The sequence below is a fragment of the Kitasatospora sp. NPDC096128 genome (assembly GCF_040303105.1).
GTDB lineage: Bacteria > Actinomycetota > Actinomycetes > Streptomycetales > Streptomycetaceae > Kitasatospora.
In genome coordinates this window covers 1-19,545 of the sequence record NZ_JBEOSP010000004.1, presented here as the reverse complement: position 1 = coordinate 19,545, position 19,545 = coordinate 1, and the positions used below count along the sequence as shown (strand labels likewise).

Below are 19,545 nucleotides of genomic sequence, written 5' to 3'. Positions count from 1 at the left end.
CGGACGTGACCGAACTTCGGTGCAACCAGCCAGGAGCGGCCGTACGCTGTGCGGATGGAGCGAGCTGCAGTGACTTCGTTTCGTGCGGTGGTCTTCGACTTCTTCGGCGTCCTGACGTCGAACATGGTCGAGGTCATCACGTGGTTCGAGAACCGGGAGCGGATCGCCCCGGGGACGTTCCTGCGTGCCTGGTCGGACCCGCGTGGGCAGGACCTGTTCCGGAGTCTTGAACTCGGCCGGATCAGCCAGGAAGACTGGAACACCGGGTTCGCAGCCTTGATGGGCGTGAAGCCGGACAACCTGCTGGCGAGGTACCTCCACGACGCCTTTCCGGCGTACCAGGTTCTCCAGGTCGCGCGGCAGGCTCGTGCGGCAGGGGTGCGGACGGCGGTCCTGTCCAACAGCCTCGGTCGGCAGCCCTACGACCCGTACGCCGGGTTCGACCTGCACGGCACCTTCGATGCGGTGGTGCTGTCGGCGGATCATGGTGTCCGCAAGCCCGAACCCGAGGCGTTTCAGGTCGTGCTGGAGTGCCTCGGTGTCAGCGCCGAGGAGTGCCTGTTCGTGGACGACAGCGAGGAGAACCTCGTCGCCGCCCAGCGGCTCGGCTTCACTCCTGTGCTGGGGCTGGACGAGGATGTGGTCGTCCAGCGGTTACGCGAGCTCCTGCGCCTGCCCGGCTTCTAGGAAGTCACGGACCCCTGCGTGGGCGGTGTGAGGAGCCAGTTTCTCGCGCAGACCCCGCAGTTGGGATTCTGAGCGCGCGGAGTCGACCGCTCCGAGGCAGGCAGCGGCGTGCCGGCCCGTTGCCACGGCCGCGTCCAGGTCGTGCAGTGCGAGGTGTGCCTCTGCGGCGCGGGCAAGGTAGATGGCGTGGCTGCGGGGGTACTGCTCGTCGCCAGGGTACGCCTGAATGCCGGCCTCGAACCGCCGCAAGGCCTCGGCAGGGTCTCCCAGCTCCAGAGCGGAGGAGCCGGCGATCATCTCGATCTCGCCGTAGTCCACCCAGTAGAGGAAACTGGGGTCGTCCTGGTGTCGTCCCTTGTCCAGCGCTGCGTGTGCCAGGTGAAGTTGGTGCTTGGTCTCCTTCCTCGCTCCGTCCTTCGACCACGCGCGGGCGGCGCGGGCGGCGAGCATCGCCTCCATCCGCGGGGTGCTACGGCCGCGGACCTGGGTCCGGGCTGTGTCCGTGAACGACACCGCCCGGCCGGCCAGGCCGGGGGAGGAGTAGCACTGAATGGCGGCGAAGGACAGCGTGTAGGCACCGGCGATCACATCGCCGCACTCGGCGGAGGCCCGCAAGGAGGCATCGAAGTAGGACTGGGCGAGGCCGACGCGGCCCTGATCGAAGGCCGCCCAGCCGACCTGGCGGGCGGCTTCGGTGGTGATCGCGTACAAGCGCGACAGGTGATTGCCCTTGTAGCGCCCAGATTTGATCGCTGCCACTGCCAGGGCAAGGTCGCTGCGCGCGGCCGTGAAGACCTCGCCACTGCCGAGCTCGTCATCCACGCGGCGCAAGAGATCGAGCCGGCCTTCCAAACCTGCCATCAGGGACGAGCCGTCCACATGCCTGGCCCGTGGTTCCAGGAGAGTGCGCCCGATGGCCGTGACCCAGTTGTTCGTTGACGCTGTCAGGGCAATGCCGGCAGCGAGGAACCCTCGGCGATCCACTCGTCTTCCTTCCATCAGGCTTGTGAGAACCGCCAGAGTCGCCCCGGCCCGGTTCCACGAGATGTCCACGACTGCGGCATCCGCAAGGGCGGCGGCGAAGCCTCCGCCTGTGTCGAGGGCGCTGTCGTAGGCGGCTGCCACCGACTCGGTCACCCGGCGGTTGCCGTTTTCCACATTGCGCAGATAGGCCACACCGAACCCGCTCGCACGGGCGAACTCGGCCCAGTTCATGCCGGAAGCGCGCCGGGCTTGCCTCATATCGTGGCGCAGTTGATCGGGCATCAAGGCGCTCCTTGGAGATGGGATCGCTTTTGGATCGTGCCACAGCATTGTCTCCATGGCGCTGGCGGTGTGTGATCGGTTCCGTACAGATCGCAGTCGATGCCGTCTGGTCGCCCGGAGTCGGAGCGTTGATCCCGGCGTGCACCGGTTCGACCGCGCCTGCGTGAGTTCACGTCAGTGTGGGCCAGCAGAAGCCATGCCCATGCCTCCCACCGGGATACCGTTCTGAGGTACTTCGCCATGCTCAAAACCTGCTCTGCGGCCCGCCACCCCCGCTCGTTCGCCGCGCGTCTCGGCTCCTGCCCGGAATCGACGCCCCTCGCGCGGCACCTCCTCCGGGCGTACCTCTCTGCACTTCCCGCCGGTGACCGCTACCGAGATGTCGCCGAACTGCTCCTGAGTGAGCTCTTTGCCAACGCCGTCCAGCACGGCGACGCGCCCGACGACCGCCTCATCGAGGTCCGATTCGCCGTCATCGGGGACCGTCTTCGCCTTGAAGTGCACGATGCGGGCACCGGGCGCCCCACCGTTCGACCTGCGAAGTTCGACGACGAGCACGGACGTGGCCTGTTTCTCGTCAACGAGCTCGCCGAGCGCTGGGGTTGCTGCCCGCGCGCGGGTGGCATCGGCAAGTTCGTCTGGGCACTCATCGCCCCCGCCCCTGCGCTCGCGGCCTGAGCGGAGTACCTACCATGCGACTCGCCTCCACCGCCCGGCACCTGCTCGACGCCGGCGCGACCCGCGCCGAGGCCTACGCCACCCTCGCCCGCCGCACCCACGAACCCCTCCGTTCGGCCCGCGCAGTCCGTGAGGCCCTCGATATCCCCGCTGCCGAGGCCACCATCCGCCTCAACGACTGCTACGGCGCCCTGCTCGCCAACCTGCGCCCCGGTGCCGAGGCCGATACCGGGGAACTCCTGGAAGCCCTTGGCGTGTTCGACGTCCCCAAGCAGCTCGACGCCCGCGAGCTCGCGGTCATCGATCTCTTCCTCACCGCCATCGACGCCATGGGCGGCATCCGCGCGGGCCACCAGCACGGGCTGGGACGCTGGTTCGTCACGGGCAACCTCACCACCGCCTACCTATCCTTCGTGGCCGCCCAACCCGTTCCCTGCACGGGCGACCCCGTCCAGTACTGGACCACCCTCGTCCAGGCCGGCGAACTCCTCCTCGCCACCCCCAGGCCTGACACCCGCATCAAGTACGCCCTCACCCAGTGCCGCACCAACGCCACCCGCGCGACCTCCGCCACGCCGGCAAGTTGATTACGCCGACGGTTCAGACGCACAGCGCCCCGGAAGGACCGCACAGCCGTGACCAGTTCACTTCCCGCCCCCTCCGACCCTCTCGAAGTCCTCGAAGTCGCCACGCTGCGCCTGGTGGAGACGAATCAGCCGACGCTCTCACCGGAGCACCGCGCCGCGATGGACGTGGTGTGGGCGAAGGCCGTTCAGGCGAACCCGGACCTGTTCGACGGCCCGGCGGTGGTGTGCAACGCCGCTGGGTACGACGGCGACACCCTCATCCTGTCCTGGGCTCCCGTGACCTACCGGCACTTCGCGCTGCGCCGCGTGCCGGGGGCACCTCGGGTGTCGTCGGTGTTCGTGACCATCGCGCAGCCGACCGACGCGGGCGGTCTGGTCGTGGGCCGCATGTCCGCCTCGACCGCGGCGCCCGGCCGCTGGCAGTTGCCCGGCGGCAACGTGGAACCGCCCACCGGTACCGGAGCCCTGGACGAGACCGAGTTGCGCAGCCAGGCGTGCCGGGAGCTGGCGGAGGAGGTCGGTGTGCACGCGACGCCCAAGGACCTGACGTTGTGGGCCGTCACCCGAGGGGAGAACGGCAACATCGGCGTGCACTACGAGGCGCCCCGGCTGCCGCAGCAGACCGTGCGCGAGCGGTACGAGGCACTGGTGCGGGTGGAGACCGCCGCCGGCCACACCCCGGAGCTGGACCGGATCACCGTCGTTGACGGTGCAGCCACTGGGTCGGAGGACCCGCAGGCGGACTACCTCGAAGCCCTGCTCCACCGTTACAAAGCGAGTCGTCGAAGCTCGTGATTCCACGCCCCTTGATGACGTAGTCGATCTCCTCACGCCAGTAGTGGGACGTCGCGTCGAGAGAGGCCAGTACGGTGGCACGCCCCGACCGGAGCCCAGGCGAGGCTGTACGCGGATCGAGCGCGGTTCCCGTGCAGGCGGGCTGCCGCACCCTGTTCCTGCGCCGGCTCCTCGCGGGCGGAGTGCTGGCCCCCTCCTTCGTCGTCAGCAACGCGCTCGACGAGGCCGACATCGCCCACACCGTCCACGCGGTGGCCGAAGCCTGCACTGTGTACCGCAAGGCGCTGGACGCCGGGGATCCGTCCCCCTGGATGGGCGGGTGGCCGGTGTTCCGGCGCCTCATCTGATGCTATGTCAACTATGGGGTGCCGAACGGCCCGCCAGCCGGTCGGCCGCCCGGTCGACCAGCCGGCCGGCGGCCGGCACCAGCGCCAGCGCGGTGCACCCGCCGGCCAGGGTGTCGGTCGCGTAGTGGGCACCCAGGGCGACCTGCGCCCAGGCCATGGCCGCCCCGACGGCCGCCGCCGCGGCGAGCACCGGCAGCGGGCGGGCCCTCCCGCGGGCCGCCAACAGCCCCAGTACGAGGGCGACGGCGGTCAGGAAGGCCGTGTGCCCGCTCGGGTAGGACAGGTTGTCGCCGTGGATGGTGCGGCCCACCAGGTGCTTGAGCAGCGTCGCCGCCACCACCGGCAGGCCGACGCCGGCCACCGCGAACACCGCCGCGCGCGGCCGCCGGAGCAGCAGGCAGCCCGCGACCACGGCCCCGACCAGCAGTACGGCCCCCAGCGGTTCCCCCAGGGAGTCCAGGCCCCGGGCGGCGTACCGCCACGGCGGTTCCACCCCGTACACCGCGTCCTGGATCCGGCCGTCCACCCGGCCGGGCCGGCTCTCCCCGGCGAGCCGGAGCCCGAGTACCAGCACGAGCAGCGCCGCCAGCCCCGAGACCAGGCCGAGCCACCCGCGGAGCACCACGAGCGCGGGCTCGCCGCGCCCGGTCGGCCCCGGGGCCTGCCCGAGGGGGCGACTCCGCGGGGCATCCTCCCGTGTCGCGCCGGTCCTGCTTCCCGATCCGCTGCGGTCGGCCGATCCCACGCGCGCCCCCGTCGTGTCCGGATGTCCGTTCGCGGAAACGCCGCTGACGGATCGTCATCTGTCTGAGCCACGGCCCCCCGAAGCCGGAGCCAGGATACGGGCGGGCGGGCGCGGCCCGCAGGCCGGAGCTCGAAGACGGGCCCTCGTCCCACACGGACAACTCGCCGAAGCGTGCGGGCCGGGCCGGGGCCCCGGCCCGGCCCGACGGCCGCCGCGGCGACGCCGGACACCGCCACCGGGGGCGCGGGGAGCCGATCGACTCTCCGCACCCCCGGCAGGCGTCGCCGCAGAGGAGGTCAGACGGACCAGAAGGGGTCCTCGTAGCGGGGGATGACGTCGAGGTTGCCGTTGGCCATGACGGGCTCGGGGGTGGGGATGCCGAAGGGGTCGCGGTCGCGGATCACCGGGATGGGGCCGACCGAGGCGGTGAAGGTGATGTTGCCGGCGGCGCCGAAGGTGATGGCGATCTCGGAGCCGTCCGGGGTGGAGGCGAAGATGGCGGGCTGCCGGGGGTTGACCGCGGTGATGGTGTAGCCCTTGGCCTGCCAGCTGCGTTCGACCACGCCCAGCAGGGCGCCGTACTTGGCCAGGGCCACCTTGGTCATGATGTAGCGGTCACGGGCGGCGGTGGCGTAGCCGAGGGACTGCTCGTGGTAGCCCTCCGCGGACTGTTCGGTGGAGCGGGGCCAGCCGTCCCAGTACAGCAGCGGCGGGCGGATGCCGGACATGGAGTCGTCGAGCAGGGCGTTGAGCTGCTGGACGGCCTGTTCAGGGGTCATGGGGGCCTTCAGTTCGACCAGAAGGGGTCGTCGTACTTGGGGACGTCGTCCGGGTTGCCGTTGGACATGGTCGGAACGGGGGTGGGGGTTCCGAAGGGCCCGTGGACCACCGGGACGGGGGAGACGTGCGCCGTGATCTCGATGAGCCCGGAGGGGTGGAAGGCGATCCCGACGCCCGCGCCGTCCGGGGCACTGGCGGTGCTGCCGGGCGGGTTGGCGGCGCTCCGGGTGACGGTGTAGCCCTTGGCCTTCCAGCCGCGTTCGACCATGTCCAGCAGGGTGTCGTACTTGGCCGGCGCGATCCTGGTCATGATGTGGCGTCGGCGGTCGGCGTCCGCGTAGCCGAGGGAGTGCTCGTCGAGGCCCTTGGAGTACTGCTCGACCGCGTCGGGGTTGTCGTCCCAGTAGCGCAGCGCCGGCTGGACGTCGGCCAGCGACTCGTCGAGCAGGGCGTCCATCCGCCGGAGGGCCTGGTCGGCCGGTACCAGCTGCTTGGGCGCCCCGCCGCCGGACGCCCCGGTGCCGGCCGAGCACGCGGTCAGGGCGAGCGCCAGGGCGGCGACCGCGATGCCCGGGCGGGTGCCCCGCCGCGACCCGCTCATCGGCCGTCCTGCTTCGTCACGTTGTCGTACTTGCCCGCCACGATCTGGCCGATGTTGTTGATCGACTCCAGCTCCGCCTTCTTGGCCGGGTCCTTCGAGACGTCCATCTTCGGATCCTCCATGTAGTTCGAGTGGGAGTCGAAGGAGAGCGGCGCCCCGTCCGCGACGGCGAACCGGTTGGCGCCGAAGTCCTTGGCGGCCGGGTCCTTCCCGAACCACAGGTCGTTGGTGTCGCCGAAGTCGTCGTAGAGCTCGTTGGCGATCTCGCCGCCGGTCCAGGCCCCCAGCGGCCCGGCGAGCTTCCCCCCGATGACCGCCCCCGTGCCGTCGGCCGCGACCCGCTCCTTCGCCGGCAGGTGGCTCACCGGGTCGTTCTGGGCGTCGCCGACCCAGACGTGCTTCGGGTCGATGTGGAGCTGCGAGGCCCGGTCCGCGCCGGTGCCGGGGCTGCCGACCAGGATGATGTCGTCGGCGCCGGTGCCGCCGCCCTGCTGCGCCGCCATGCCCACCGTGGTCGAGCCGTAGCTGTGGCCGAGGGCGACGAGGTGCGGCGGAGCCCCTTCGTGGCTGGCGCGCAGGCCGCTCATGAACTTGTCGTAGGCATCGCCGCCCTTCTGGGCGCGGTCGGGGAGCATCACCTCGGCGACCTTGGGGTCGCCGTCCAGCGGGCCCGGCGGAGGGTCGTACCCCAGCCAGACCATGGAGGCGGTGTCCGCGGTCGGGTCGGCGTTGTGCGCGGCCTGCCACACGTTGCGGGCGCGGTCGGCGTCCTTGCCCCCGACGTCGGAGAGCTTGGTGCCGAGCCCGGGCACGTACGCGCTGACGTTCTTGGCGGTGTCCGGGTTGCCCCAGGAGAGGCAGCCGCGCCCCTGGCCCTCGTCGCTGACGGCCATCAGGAAGGCGGGCGGCGGCTCGTTGGACTTCGCCTGGTCGAGCTTGGTCCTGATGGCCCGGAAGCCTGCCAGCTTCTGCTTGTCGTCGTCCGAGGGGTTGGGCTTGTTCTCGTACTCCTTGGTCAGCCGGTCCAGGTTGAGCAGGTTGGCCTGGTTGCGGGCGACCGCGGGGATGCCGTCGCGGTTGCCGAGCAGGTCCGGATGGGCCTGGATGAGGCGCTGCTGCTCGTCCGGCGTGAGGCCCTTCCACCAGGAGTTGACCTCGGTGGGCTGGGCGTCCTTGGGCGGGAAGCCGGCGTCGAGCAGGTCCTTGCCCAGTTGGCCGACGGCCTTCTGGTCGGCGGCGGCGTTGTCGAGATTGAGGCCGGCGCCGGTCTTGGCGCGCGTGGTCAGGTCGTCGAGCGCCTTGGAGATCTTCTGGTCGGCGGTGTCCGCCTCGCTGATCGCGTGGGCTATCCGGTCCGAGATGGCCTTCGCCTTCTGCGGCGTGTCGTAGTCCGGGTCGTGGCGTTCGGCCGCGGTCGGGGCCGGCCAGGTGACCTTCCCGTCCTCGGCCACCGTGAGGCCCGCGGTCTTCGCGTCCGCGAGCGCCTCCTGCAGCTTGGACTGCGCCAGCCAGAAGCTCTCCGATGCCTCGCGCAGCAGACCCGACATGCAGGACAACTCGGTGTGGGCCGCGTCGAGGCGGGTACTGGTCGTCTCCATGGCCTGGTTGGCCGCGCCGGCGGCGTTGCCCACCCACCGGCCGTCGAAGAGGTGCTTGAGGACCTGGGTGTTCAGGTCGTCGGCGTGCTTCTTGAAGTTGTTGGAGAGCGTGTCGTAGGCGGTCGCCGCGGTGTCCAGGGGATCCAGGTGGGCGTCGCGCAGCTGGGCGAGGTCGACCATCAGCTCACCTTGGGGAAGTTCGGGCCCGTACCGACGCCGTTCAGACCGTTCGCCCCGCTGTGGTCGGCGTTGCGGTAGTTGGTCGCGGTCGACGAGAACTTCGTGCTGATGCCGTCGACCTCGGTGCCCAGCTTGCGCAGGCACTCCTCCCAGGCTGCCGAGCAGGCCTTCAGGGAGGCCGCGGTCCGCCAGCCGGCGAGCCCGGCCACCGCGTCGTCGGAGGGCTGGTAGATGTGCTGCAGTTCCCCCGGCATGGCCTGGCCGACGTTCTGGGCGAGGGTCGCCGCCGCGTCCAGGTCGGCCAGGTTGACTCCGAAGGACGGACCCGGCACGGCCGGCGGGCTGTACGGACCCTGCGGTCCGTAGCTGCCGCCGGGGCTGTATATGCCCGGGCCGTCGGCGCTCGCGTACGCGTTGATGGCTTCCCCCTGTGGTCGATCAAGAGATCGGTGCCAGGGCCAGGACACGTACAACAGCAGGTCACACGCCTCGCACACCGGCACCGAGGTCGAAAAAGTAGCAGATCGCGATTCCGCTTCCGATCACCGGTGCCGGGTGCGGCGGCCTGACCGCGTGAGGGTCGCCGACGCGCGGTCGGAGGCCGACGCGGAAGATCCGCGTCGGCCTCCGCGCCGTCCAGGCGCAGGCCTTACGGCCTGAACGCCTCCTGCATCGGGGAGCCCGAACCGCCGGGCCCTGCCGCTCAGGCCGTCGGCAGCGGCTGCGGGGCCGTGGGGCCGGTGTAGCGGGCGGCCGGGCGGATGATCTTGGGATCGGCCGCCTGCTCCAGGATGTTGGCGCTCCAGCCGATCGCCCGGGCCGCGGCGAACGTGGGGGTGAACATCTCCCTCGGCAGGCCGCAGAGGTGCATCACCACGCCGGCGTAGAACTCGACGTTGGTGTGCAGCTCGCGGCCCGGCTTCAGCTCGGCCAGGATCGCCTCGACCCGGGCCTCCACCTGGACGGCGAGGTCGACCAGCTCGCCGCCGAAGGACTCCGCGACGCCGCGCAGCATGCGGGAGCGGGGGTCCTCGGTGCGGTAGACGGCGTGGCCGAAGCCCATGATCCGGTCGCCGGCGAGTACGTGCTCGCGGATCCAGCCGTCGATCCGCTCCGGGGTGCCGATCGCGTCCAGGGTGTCGAGCGCCCGGCTGGGCGCGCCGCCGTGCAGCGGCCCGGAGAGCGCGCCGAGACCGCCGACCAGGCAGGCGACCAGGTCGGCCCCGGTGGAGGCGATCACCCGGGCGGTGAAGGTGGAGGCGTTGAAGCCGTGGTCCACCGTGGAGATCAGGTACTGCTCGACCGCCCGGGCCTTGGCCGGCTCGGGCTCCTGGCCGGTCAGCATGTAGAGGTAGTTGGCCGCGTAGCCGAGGTCGTCGCGCGGTTCTATCGGCTGCTCGCCCTGCTGCAGCCGGTGGAGCGCGGTCAGGACGGTGGGCACCAGCGCCGTGGCGAACAGCGCGTCCTCGATCCGCTGCTCGGGTGCGGTGTCGTAGAGCGGACGGACGCCGCGCTCGGCGCCGGCGATCGAGAGTGCGGCGCCCAGGGCGGCGAGCGGGCCGCCGTTCACGGTGCTCGCGGCGAGCGCGGGCAGGAGCGGGCGCAGTGCGTCGGGCAGGCGGCGCAGCGGGGTGGTGCGGGCGAGGAAGTCGGCGCGGCCGGGTGCGTCCGGCAGCTCGCCGAGGAGCATCAGGTGCCAGACGTCCTCCAGGGTGCGCTGTTCGGCGAGGTCGATCGCCGAGTACTGGCGGTAGCGGTAGAAGCCCTCCAGTCCGCGGACGTCGCCGAGTTCGGTCTCGGTGACCACGACGCCCTTGAGGCCGCGGGGGACCTCGATCTCGGTGGTGCTCGGCATGGCAGTGGCCTTTCTCGTGGATCTCTCCGGCTGCGGCTCCGGTTGCGTGCTTCCGGCTTCCGGCGACGTTCCTCACTCTCCGACTGTTGATCCATGTTGTCAATGTTGATTGGAATCAATGTGTAATACTGAGGTCCATCAAGACACGGAGGCGTCACAGGAGGATGAGGGCGGACGATGGCCGAACGCTTGACCACCCAGCAGGTCGCCGAGCAGCTCGGCGTGAAGGTGGAGACGGTGTACGCCTACGCCAGCCGCGGGCAGCTCAGCAGTGAGCGCGCCCCGGGGGGCAAGGGCAGCACCTTCGACCCCCAGGAGGTCGCCGAGCTGGCCGCCCGGGGCCGTCGCACCCCCGTACGAACGGCGGCGGGCGAGCCGTCGGGCGGCGGGGCGGGGTGGGCGGGCGAACCGGTCAGGGTCAGGACCGGACTGACCCTGATCGAGGACGGCCGGCTCTACTACCGCGGCCGCGACGGCGTCGAACTGGCCGCCCGGTACGGCTTCGAAGCCGCGATCGGCTGGCTCTGGGGGCTGGGCACCCAGGCCCCGGTGGAGCTGCGGGTACCGCCGGCCACCGCCGAGGCGCTGGCCCGCACCGCCTCCACGCTGCCCGAAGGGACCAGGCTGCCCGACCGGCTCCGGATCTCGGCCACCGTCGCCGCCGCGCTCGACCCGCTGCGCTTCGACCTGCGCGAGCAGACCGTCCGGGCCGCCGGGGCGGCCCTGATCGCCGGGATGGTGGAGGCGCTGCCGCGCACCGCGCCCGACCCCGGGTCCGACGCCCCGCTGGCCGCGCGGTTGTGGAGCCGGCTGGCCGCCGTCGCCCCCACGCCCGAGGCGCTGACCTGCCTGGACCGGGCCCTGGTGCTTCTGATCGACCACGAGCTGGCGGTCTCCACCGTGGCGGCGCGATTGGCGGCCTCGGCGCGGGCGGATCCGTACGCGGTGGTCTCCGCCGGACTCGGCGCCACCGACGGTCCGCTGCACGGGGCGGCCAGTCCGCTGGCGCAGCGGATGCTCGCCGAGGTGCTGGCCGACGGCGCGGTGCCGGTGGTCTCCGACTACCTGCGCACCGGCCGACCGATCCCGGGGCTCGGCCACCGGCTCTATCCGGACGGCGACCCCCGAGCGGTCGCACTGCTCGATGCGGTCCGTCAACTCGACGGCGGCGCAGTCGTGGTGGCGGCGGTCGCCGACGTGGAGGCGGCCGCCGGCCCGGCCGGGCGGCCGGCCCGGCGGGCCAACATCGACCTGGCGCTGGCCGCCATGGCACTGGCCGCCGGGATGCCGGCGGAGGCCGGCGAGGTGGTCTTCGCCGTGGCCCGAACCCCGGGCTGGCTGGCCCACGCGATGGAGGAGTACCGCGAGGAGCCGCTGCGGATGCGGGCCCGGGCCACCTACACCGGGCCGCGGCCGCGGGGCGACGCGGCGGATCCGTCCGCCGAGGCGGGTGGAGGGCCGTCCGCACCGAACTGAGCCGGGTCGAGCCGGGTCGAGTCGGACGAGCGGGACGGGCGGGACGGGCGGGACGGGCGGGACGAGCAAGGCAAGGCCGAGCCGTCCATGCGTCGACGTCTGCCACTCGACAGGGTGAAGGCGTGGCCCGCCGCCCCGGCCGGGGCGTCCGGTGAGTGCCCCCGGGGCGCCTCAGGCCAGGAAGCCCCTGAGCAGGGAGGCCGTGGCGGCGAGGTGTTCCTCGGTGGCGCGGCGGGCGGCGTCGCCGTCGCCGTCGAGGATGGCCCGGACCATGGCCCGGTGCTGCTCGGCGGCGTGCTCGATGTTGCGGTCCAGCATGGGGATCGCGTTCAGCAGGTCGTTGAGGCGCATCCTGGCCTCGGCGATGGCCGCGGCGAGGGCGGGGGAGCCGGTGAGTTCGCCGATGGCGAGGTGGAAGCGCGAGTCCAGCTGGCGGTACTGGTCCGCCGGGGCGGCGTCCAGCTCGGTCAGCCGGTCCTCCAGGTGGGTGCGCTGTTCGGGGGAGAGGGTGCGCCGGGCGGCGGCCTCGGCGGCGCCGACCTCCAGGACCTGCCGGTAGGTCAGCGCGTCCTCCAGGGCGCCGCCGAGGTCGCGGGCGGCGCGGCGCAGGTCGGCGACGTCCGGTTCGGGCATCCGGTAGGTGACGAAGGTGCCGCCGTAGCGGCCGCGGCGGGGTTCGACGCAGTCGGCCTGCTGGAGCGTGCGGAGTGCCTCGCGCAGGGTCTCGCGGCTGACGCCGAGCCGGGCGGCGAGGTCGCGTTCGGCGGGCAGCCGGTCGCCGGGGCCGAAGACGCCGAGCTTGATCGCCTGGAGCAGCCGCTCGACGGTCTCCTCGAAGGCGTTGCCGGTCCGGATCGGGCGGAAGATCGCCCCGGCCTCCCAGTCGAGCCGCGCCTGCTCACGTGTTACGTCCACGTCCACGTCCACGCCGGAATCGTACCTGCGATCGGATCTCCCGCACTCGTTCCCGTCCCGCCCTTGACGTGGCCACCGTCCAGCCGGAACGATGCTGCTCACCCACCCAATGGTCTGACTTTAGACCATTGAAGAGCCGTTCGACCGTCGAACCCGCCGGGGGAGTGCGTCACGCCGCCGTGGCCGCGCGCACCCCGGCACACCCTCAACCCCCAGGGGTGCCCATGACCGACGCACGCTCACCCGACCACCCTGGCCCCGCCGTGTTTCCGGTGGACTCCTCCCCCGTTTCCGCCGACGAACAACGCCTCCGCGAGCTGGGCTACACCCAGGAGCTGGCCCGCTCGATGTCGGGCTTCTCCAACTTCGCCGTCTCCTTCTCCATCGTCTCGATCCTGTCCGGCTGCCTGACCCTCTACGGGACGGGGATGAAGACCGGTGGCCCGGCCCTGATCATCTGGGGCTGGCCGGTGGTCGGTCTGCTGACGCTCTGCGTCGGCCTCGCGATGGCCGAGATCTGCTCCAGCTACCCGACGGCCGGCGGGCTCTACTACTGGTCCGCCAAACTGACCCGCAGCCGGAGCAGCGGCCGGAGCAGCGGCCCGGCCTGGAGCTGGTTCACCGGCTGGTTCAACTTCCTCGGCCAGGTCGCGGTGACCGCCAGCGTCGACTACGGCGCCGCCTTCTTCACCAACGCGTTCCTCGAACTCCGCTTCGGCGTCGCGGCCACCCCCGCGCACACCATGGAGATCTTCGCGGTCATCCTGCTGGCGCACGGCCTGCTCAACACCTTCGGGGTGCGCCTGGTCGCCGTCCTCAACAGCGTCTCCGTGTGGTGGCACCTGGTGGGCGTCGCGATCATCGTCGGCGCGCTCGCGCTGCTCCCCGAGCGGCACGCCTCCGTCTCCTTCGTCCTCACCGAGTTCGTCAACCGCACCGGCTTCCACAGCCAGTTCTACGTCGCGATGCTCGGCCTGCTGATGGCCCAGTACACCCTCACCGGCTACGACGCCTCCGCGCACATGACCGAGGAGACCCAGGACGCCGCCCGCTCCGGCCCGCGCGGCATCGTCAACGCCATCACCGTCTCCCTGGTGGCGGGCTGGATCCTGCTGCTCGGCATCACCTTCGCGATCCGCGACTACGACGGCGCGCTCGACAGCGACACCCAGGTCCCGCCCGCGCAGATCTTCATCGACGCGATCGGCTCCGGCGGCGCCCAGTTCCTGCTGCTCATCGTCATCGGCGCCCAGTTCTTCTGCGGCATGGCCTCCGTCACCGCCAACTCCCGCATGATCTACGCCTTCTCCCGCGACGGCGCGCTGCCCGGCTCCCGGCTGTGGCACCGCATCTCCCCGCGCACCCAGACCCCGACCAACGCGGTCTGGCTGGCCACCGGCGGCGCCCTGCTGCTCGGACTGCCCGCGCTCTGGAACAACACCGCCTACACGGCGGTGACCTCGATCTCCGTCATCGGCCTCTACATCTCCTACGTCATCCCGGTGTACCTGCGACTGCGCCAGGGCGAGGACTTCCCGCGCGGCCCCTGGCACCTGGGGCGCTGGAGCCGGCCGATCGGCGTGGTCGCCGTCGCCTGGACGGCGGTGATCACCGTCCTGTTCATGCTGCCCACCGCCAGCCCGATCACCGTCGACACCTTCAACTACACCCCGGTCGCCGTGGCCGTCGTGGTCGGCTTCGCCGGCGTGTGGTGGCTGGCCTCGGCCCGGCACTGGTTCACCGGGCCGCACGTCGGCGCCGCGCCGTCCGTCCTGTCCGCGCCGACCGCACCACCCACGCCCGACGCCCTGGACACCGAACAGGAGACCCGATGACCACCCCCCGGCTCACCCTCGACGAGCTGCGCACCCGCGTCGCCGACGGGTCCGTCGACACCGTCGTGCTCGCCATGACCGACATGCAGGGCCGCCTCCAGGGCAAACGCGTCGCCGCCGAGTACTTCCTCGACGACGTCGTCCCCGGCGCCGCGGAGGGCTGCGGCTACCTGCTGGCCGTCGACGTCGACATGAACACCGTCGACGGGTACGAGGTCTCCTCCTGGGAGAACGGCTACGGCGACCTGACACTGCGCCCCGACCTCGCCACCCTGCGCTCCGTCCCCTGGCACCCCGCCACCGTCATGGTCCAGTGCGACGTCGTCCAGCACGACGGCACCCCGGTCGCCGTCTCCCCGCGCCAGGTCCTCCAGCGCCAGCTCGACCGGCTGGCCGGCTACGGCTGGCAGGCCCAGGCCGCCACCGAGCTGGAGTTCATCGTCTTCCGGGACAGCTACGAACAGGCCTGGGACAAGGACTACACCCGGCTCACCCCGGCCAACCAGTACAACGTCGACTACTCCATCCTCGGCACCGGCCGGATCGAGCCCCTGCTGCGCCGCCTGCGCAACGGCATGGCCGGCGCCGGCCTCACCGTCGAGTCCGCCAAGGGCGAGTGCAACCTCGGCCAGCACGAGATCGCCTTCAAGTACGCCGACGCCCTCACCACCTGCGACAACCACGCCGTCTACAAGACCGGCGCCAAGGAGATCGCCGCCCAGGAGGGCTGCAGCCTCACGTTCATGGCGAAGTACGACGAACGCGAGGGCAACTCCTGCCACATCCACCTGAGCCTTCGCGACGAGCAGGGCGCCCCGGTGTTCGCCGGGGACCGCCGGTACGGCTTCTCCCGCACCATGGAGCACTTCCTCGCCGGCCAGCTCGCCTGCCTGGCCGACTTCGCCCTGCTGTTCGCCCCCACCGTCAACTCCTACAAGCGCTACGTCCCCGGCAGCTTCGCGCCCACCGCCATCGCCTGGGGCCGCGACAACCGCACCTGCGCCCTGCGCGTCGTCGGCCACGGTCAATCGCTGCGCTTCGAGAACCGCGTGCCCGGCGGCGACGTCAACCCCTATCTCGCGGTCGCCGCCCTGATCGCCGCCGGACTGTACGGCGTCGAGCAACAGCTCGAACTCCAGCCGGAGTTCACCGGCAACGCCTACGCCTCCGACGCACCCCGGGTGCCCGCCACCCTGCGCGACGCGGTCGACGCCTTCGAGCGCAGCGCCGTCGCCACCGAGGCCTTCGGCAAGGACGTCGTCCGGCACTACACCCACGCCGGGCGCACCGAACTCGCCTCCTACCAGCGGGCGGTGACCGACTGGGAGCGACGCCGCGGATTCGAGCGGCTGTGACTCACGACGACCGCCGGCGAGCGCTGATCGGCATCAGCAGCTACCAGGACGACGCCGTCTGGTCCGTCTGGAACCAGCGCGCCTCCCTGCTGCCCCAGACGTACGTCGACTCCGTCGTCCGCGCCGGCGGCACCCCGGTGCTGCTGCCGCCGCAGCCCGGCGGGGCCGATCACCTGCTCGACGCCCTGGACGGACTCGTCCTGGCCGGCGGACCGGACGTCGACCCGGCCCGCTACGCGGCGGCCCCCGACCCGCGCACCGGCCCGCCCCACCGCGCCCGGGACGACTGGGAGAGCCGGCTGCTCGGCGCCGCCCTCGCCCGGGACCTGCCGGTGCTCGGCGTCTGCCGCGGCATGCAACTGCTCAACGTCGAGCTCGGCGGCACCCTCGTCCAGCACCTGCCCGACGACAGCCACCAGATCGTCCCCGCCCGCTTCGTGCGCCACCGGGTCGACGTCGTCGACGGCAGCCGGCTCGCCGCCGTCCTCGGGCCCGCCACCGAGGTCTCCTGCTACCACCACCAGGCCGTCGACCGGCTCGGCACCGGCCTTCAGGCCACCGCGCACAGTGCCGATGGGACGGTCGAGGGACTCGAACTGACCGGCCACCGCTTCGCGCTGGGCGTCCAGTGGCACCCCGAGACCGACGCCGACGACCTGCGCCTCTTCCAGGCCCTGATCACCGCCACCCACAGGGAGACAGCCCCATGACCGAACCGGACCTCTTCGAGGTCGTCAACCCCGCCACCGAGGAGGTGATCACCACCGTCGAACTGGCGGGCGTCGCCGAGACGGACGCCGCCGTCGCCCGCGCCCGCGCCGCCTTCGACACCTGGCGCCGGGTGGCCCCCGCCGACCGCGCCCGGCTGCTGCGCGCCTTCGCCGCCGCCGTCGACGCCGACCGCGAGCACCTCGCCGCCCTGGAGGTCGCCAACGCCGGCCACACCATCGGCAACGCCCGCTGGGAGGCGGGCAACGCGCGGGACGTCATCGAGTACTACGCCGCCGCCCCCGAGCGGCTGTTCGGCCGCCAGATCCCCGTCGCCGGCGGCATCGACGTCACCTTCCAGGAACCGATCGGCGTCGTCGGGGTCATCGTGCCCTGGAACTTCCCGATGCCGATCGCCGCCTGGGCCCTCGCCCCGGCGCTCGCCGCCGGCAACACCGTCATCGTCAAACCGGCCGAGCTCACCCCGCTCACCGCCCTGCGCCTCGGTGAACTCGCCCGGCAGGCCGGGATCCCCGAGGGGGTGCTGCAGGTCCTGCCCGGCCGCGGCCCGGTCGTCGGACAGCGCTTCGTCACCCACCCCGACGTGCGCAAGGTCGTCTTCACCGGCTCGACGAGGGTCGGCAAGGAGATCATGGCGGGCTGCGCCGCCCAGGTGAAGCCCGTCACCCTCGAACTCGGCGGCAAGAGCGCCAATATCGTCTTCGCCGACGCCGACCTCGCCACGGCCGCCGCGACCGCGCCCTACGCCGTCTTCGACAACGCCGGCCAGGACTGCTGCGCGCGCTCCCGGATCCTCGTCGAGGCCTCCGTGTTCGACGACTTCATGGCGCTCCTGGAGCCGGCCGTGCGCGGCGTGCGGGTCGGCGACCCGACCGACGAGAAGACCGAGATGGGCCCGCTGATCTCGGCCGCCCACCGCGAGCGGGTCTCCTCGTACGTCCCGGACGCCTCGGCCGTCGCCTTCCGCGGCAGCGCCCCCGAGGGGCCCGGCTTCTGGTACCCGCCGACCGTCCTCGCGCCCGTGCGGCACGACGACCGCGCCTTCACCGAGGAGGTCTTCGGCCCGGTCGTCGCCGTCGTCCCGTTCCGCGACGAGGAGGACGCGCTGCGGATCGCCAACGCCACCGAGTACGGCCTGTCCGGCTCCATCTGGACCAGGGACCTCGGCCGCGCGCTGCGCGTCTCGCGCGGCGTCGAGGCCGGCAACCTCTCCGTCAACTCGCACTCCTCGGTGCGCTACACCACGCCGTTCGGCGGCTTCAAGCAGTCCGGCCTCGGCCGCGAGCTCGGCCCGGACGCCCTCGACGCCTTCACCCAGACCAAGAACGTCTTCATCTCCACGGAGGAATGATCAGCATGACCCAGCGACTCGACGGCCGCGTGGCCGTCATCACCGGCGCCGGCAGCGGCATCGGCCTGGCGACCGCCCGCCGCTTCGCCGCCGAGGGCGCGAAGGTGGTCTGCGTCGACCTCGACCCCGAGACCGGCGCCAAGGCCGCGAACGAGGTCGGCGGCCTGTTCATCCAGGCCGACGTCACCGACGAGGCCGCCGTGCGCGACCTCTTCCAGCGGGCCGTCGACGAGTACGGCCGTCTCGACATCGCCTTCAACAACGCGGGCATCTCGCCGCCGGACGACGACTCCATCCTCACCACCGGTCTGGAGGCCTGGAAGCGCGTCCAGGAGGTCAATCTCACCAGCGTCTACCTGTGCTGCAAGTACGCGATCCCGCACATGCAGCGCCAGGGCAAGGGCTCGATCATCAACACGGCGTCGTTCGTGGCCGTGATGGGCGCGGCCACCTCGCAGATCTCGTACAGCGCCTCCAAGGGCGGCGTGCTGGCGATGTCCCGCGAGCTGGGCGTGCAGTTCGCCCGCGAGGGCATCCGGGTCAACGCCCTCTGCCCCGGCCCGGTGAACACCCCGCTGCTGCAGGAACTCTTCGCCAAGGACCCGGAGCGGGCTGCCCGCCGCCTGGTCCACATCCCGCTGGGCCGCTTCGCCGAGCCCGAGGAGATCGCCGCCGCGGTGGCCTTCCTCGCCTCCGACGACTCCTCGTTCATGACCGCCAACACCTTCCTCGTCGACGGCGGCATCTCCGGCGCCTACGTGACCCCGCAGTAGCCGCGACCGCCGGACCCCGGACCCCGACTCCCGGACTCCGGCCTCCGGATTCCGCTGCGCCCGCACCGCGAATCGTGAGGACCGGGTGAGCCGATCGGGCCCGGAGACGCAGAACGGGCGGACGCCCCGCAGGGGGTGTCCGCCCGTTCGCCGGTCGTCAGGTGTCGGCCGGTCGGGTATCGGTGGGCCGGTTGTCGGTGGGCCTCACGGCATGACCGGGGGGAGTGTCGCGCCGGGGGAGGCCGGTGCCCAGGTGGGCGGGGCGGCGGCCTCCCGGGGGTCGGTCTCGCGCATCAGGACGCGCCAGCCGTCCTCGCCGCCGATGCCGTCGAGGCGCAGCCGGAGCTGCTTGACCTGCCGGGTGCGCTCGAAGTACAGCACCACCGACTGGCGGACCGAGCCCTCGCCGTGGAACTCCGCGGTGACCGGGCCCTGCGCACCCGCCCGGAACGCCTGCACCCAGTTGCCGGCCGTGCTGCGCGCCTCCGCGCCGGAGCCGTCGGAGGTGGCCATCGTCGCCAAGGAGTCCTCGGAGCCGTCGGCGAGGCGCCAGACGATCTGCTGGGTCAGTCGCAGGGTGCCCGCGGACGGGAAGCCGACCGTGCGCAGCGGCTCGTGGGCGGCGTAGTCGTCGGCGTACCGGAGGTCGTCGTCGGCCGACATCCACCAGGCGGTGGCGACGGACGAGGCGAGCGCCGAGACGACGGCGGCGGCGGTGACCGTCTTCCATCGGCTCCCGGGGGGCCTGACCGGCCTTGGGGCGTACATTGCTGCTCCTTTGCCCACTGTTGAACAATAGTGATGTGGGGGAGTTTAAGCAGGCCGGCGGGCTGACGGTGATCGCGGAAGCGGGCGCTCAGGTGGACTTGACGGTGGGGAACCTGTCGCCGCCGACGGCCCAGCGGCCGCGGCGCATCACGGCGACCAGGTCGTAGCTGTCGGAGTCGACCACGACCAGGTCGGCGAGCTTGCCGGCCTCCAGCGAGCCGATC

General features: G+C 72.0%; 19 protein-coding genes and 1 pseudogene. 11 read left to right on the top strand and 9 right to left on the bottom strand.

Annotated elements, in window-relative coordinates:
- Window positions 1–54 precede the first annotated feature (54 nt).
- Entirely contained in the window at window positions 55–687 is a 633-nt protein-coding gene (locus ABTY61_RS06225; protein WP_350503741.1) for an HAD family hydrolase, read from the top strand.
- Here ABTY61_RS06225 and ABTY61_RS06220 read toward each other — a convergent pair.
- Window positions 655–1,953 (bottom strand): NsdA family TPR-like regulatory protein, encoded by a 1,299-nt coding sequence (locus ABTY61_RS06220; RefSeq protein WP_350503740.1) that lies wholly within the window; start codon window positions 1,951–1,953, stop codon window positions 655–657. The two genes, ABTY61_RS06225 and ABTY61_RS06220, sit on opposite strands and share 33 nt — an antisense overlap.
- A gap of 240 nt (window positions 1,954–2,193) precedes the next feature.
- On the opposite strand from ABTY61_RS06220, the gene ABTY61_RS06215 reads away from it, so the two are divergent.
- The 4 genes and pseudogenes from ABTY61_RS06215 to ABTY61_RS06200 all read left to right on the top strand — a co-directional run.
- Window positions 2,194–2,631 carry an ATP-binding protein gene (locus ABTY61_RS06215; RefSeq protein WP_350503739.1) on the top strand — a complete coding sequence of 146 codons (438 nt, stop codon included), beginning with the start codon at window positions 2,194–2,196 and terminating at the stop codon, window positions 2,629–2,631.
- A gap of 14 nt (window positions 2,632–2,645) precedes the next feature.
- Window positions 2,646–3,218 (top strand): hypothetical protein, encoded by a 573-nt coding sequence (locus tag ABTY61_RS06210; protein ID WP_350503738.1) that lies wholly within the window; start codon window positions 2,646–2,648, stop codon window positions 3,216–3,218.
- A gap of 48 nt (window positions 3,219–3,266) precedes the next feature.
- The gene (locus ABTY61_RS06205; protein ID WP_350503737.1) at window positions 3,267–4,013 is read left to right on the top strand and encodes an NUDIX hydrolase; all 747 of its coding nucleotides are present in this window, start codon (window positions 3,267–3,269) and stop codon (window positions 4,011–4,013) included.
- 146 nt (window positions 4,014–4,159) lie between these two features.
- Window positions 4,160–4,360: pseudogene (locus ABTY61_RS06200) on the top strand (glutamate-1-semialdehyde 2,1-aminomutase); the annotation flags it as partial.
- A gap of 7 nt (window positions 4,361–4,367) precedes the next feature.
- Here the strand turns inward: ABTY61_RS06200 and ABTY61_RS06195 are convergent.
- From ABTY61_RS06195 to ABTY61_RS06170, 6 genes are all read right to left on the bottom strand, one after another.
- Window positions 4,368–4,985: a phosphatase PAP2 family protein gene (locus ABTY61_RS06195; protein ID WP_350503736.1), complete on the bottom strand. Its 618-nt coding sequence runs from the start codon at window positions 4,983–4,985 to the stop codon at window positions 4,368–4,370.
- A gap of 416 nt (window positions 4,986–5,401) precedes the next feature.
- A complete protein-coding gene (locus ABTY61_RS06190) occupies window positions 5,402–5,884 on the bottom strand; it encodes a hypothetical protein (protein WP_350503735.1) in 483 nt (160 codons plus the stop codon).
- Between the two features lie 8 nt (window positions 5,885–5,892).
- Window positions 5,893–6,486 (bottom strand): hypothetical protein, encoded by a 594-nt coding sequence (locus ABTY61_RS06185; protein ID WP_350503734.1) that lies wholly within the window; start codon window positions 6,484–6,486, stop codon window positions 5,893–5,895.
- Window positions 6,483–8,264: an alpha/beta hydrolase gene (locus tag ABTY61_RS06180; protein WP_350503733.1), complete on the bottom strand. Its 1,782-nt coding sequence runs from the start codon at window positions 8,262–8,264 to the stop codon at window positions 6,483–6,485. Before ABTY61_RS06180 ends, ABTY61_RS06185 begins: the two co-directional genes overlap by 4 nt.
- Entirely contained in the window at window positions 8,264–8,596 is a 333-nt protein-coding gene (locus tag ABTY61_RS06175; protein ID WP_350503732.1) for a type VII secretion target, read from the bottom strand. Before ABTY61_RS06175 ends, ABTY61_RS06180 begins: the two co-directional genes overlap by 1 nt.
- Before the next feature lie 371 nt (window positions 8,597–8,967).
- The gene (locus ABTY61_RS06170; protein ID WP_350503731.1) at window positions 8,968–10,119 is read right to left on the bottom strand and encodes a citrate synthase/methylcitrate synthase; all 1,152 of its coding nucleotides are present in this window, start codon (window positions 10,117–10,119) and stop codon (window positions 8,968–8,970) included.
- A 177-nt stretch (window positions 10,120–10,296) separates the two neighbouring features.
- Here ABTY61_RS06170 and ABTY61_RS06165 point away from each other — a divergent pair, with 177 nt between their 5' ends.
- Complete coding sequence (locus tag ABTY61_RS06165) at window positions 10,297–11,595, top strand: citrate synthase (protein WP_350503730.1); 1,299 nt, start codon at window positions 10,297–10,299, stop codon at window positions 11,593–11,595.
- A gap of 171 nt (window positions 11,596–11,766) precedes the next feature.
- Here ABTY61_RS06165 and ABTY61_RS06160 read toward each other — a convergent pair whose 3' ends face one another.
- The gene (locus ABTY61_RS06160; protein WP_350503729.1) at window positions 11,767–12,522 is read right to left on the bottom strand and encodes a FadR/GntR family transcriptional regulator; all 756 of its coding nucleotides are present in this window, start codon (window positions 12,520–12,522) and stop codon (window positions 11,767–11,769) included.
- 212 nt (window positions 12,523–12,734) lie between these two features.
- Between ABTY61_RS06160 and ABTY61_RS06155 the strand changes: the two genes are divergently transcribed.
- The 5 genes from ABTY61_RS06155 to ABTY61_RS06135 are packed head-to-tail and all read left to right on the top strand — an operon-like array spanning window position 12,735 to window position 18,553.
- The gene (locus ABTY61_RS06155) at window positions 12,735–14,345 is read left to right on the top strand and encodes an amino acid permease (RefSeq protein WP_502895232.1); all 1,611 of its coding nucleotides are present in this window, start codon (window positions 12,735–12,737) and stop codon (window positions 14,343–14,345) included.
- A complete protein-coding gene (locus ABTY61_RS06150) occupies window positions 14,342–15,700 on the top strand; it encodes a glutamine synthetase family protein (RefSeq protein WP_350503728.1) in 1,359 nt (452 codons plus the stop codon). The genes ABTY61_RS06155 and ABTY61_RS06150 overlap by 4 nt, the downstream gene beginning before the upstream one ends.
- On the top strand, window positions 15,697–16,410 hold the full coding sequence (locus ABTY61_RS06145) for a gamma-glutamyl-gamma-aminobutyrate hydrolase family protein (protein WP_350503727.1): 714 nt from the start codon (window positions 15,697–15,699) through the stop codon (window positions 16,408–16,410). The genes ABTY61_RS06150 and ABTY61_RS06145 overlap by 4 nt, the downstream gene beginning before the upstream one ends.
- Window positions 16,407–17,780, top strand: coding sequence for an aldehyde dehydrogenase family protein (locus ABTY61_RS06140; RefSeq protein ID WP_350503726.1), 1,374 nt, complete (start codon window positions 16,407–16,409; stop codon window positions 17,778–17,780). Before ABTY61_RS06145 ends, ABTY61_RS06140 begins: the two co-directional genes overlap by 4 nt.
- Window positions 17,777–18,553, top strand: a complete 777-nt coding sequence (locus ABTY61_RS06135) for a 3-oxoacyl-ACP reductase (RefSeq protein WP_497964401.1) — start codon at window positions 17,777–17,779, stop codon at window positions 18,551–18,553. The genes ABTY61_RS06140 and ABTY61_RS06135 overlap by 4 nt, the downstream gene beginning before the upstream one ends.
- Window positions 18,554–18,757: 204 nt before the next feature.
- Here the strand turns inward: ABTY61_RS06135 and ABTY61_RS06130 are convergent, their stop codons facing one another.
- Window positions 18,758–19,321 carry a hypothetical protein gene (locus ABTY61_RS06130; protein WP_350503724.1) on the bottom strand — a complete coding sequence of 188 codons (564 nt, stop codon included), beginning with the start codon at window positions 19,319–19,321 and terminating at the stop codon, window positions 18,758–18,760.
- Window positions 19,322–19,545 lie beyond the last annotated feature (224 nt).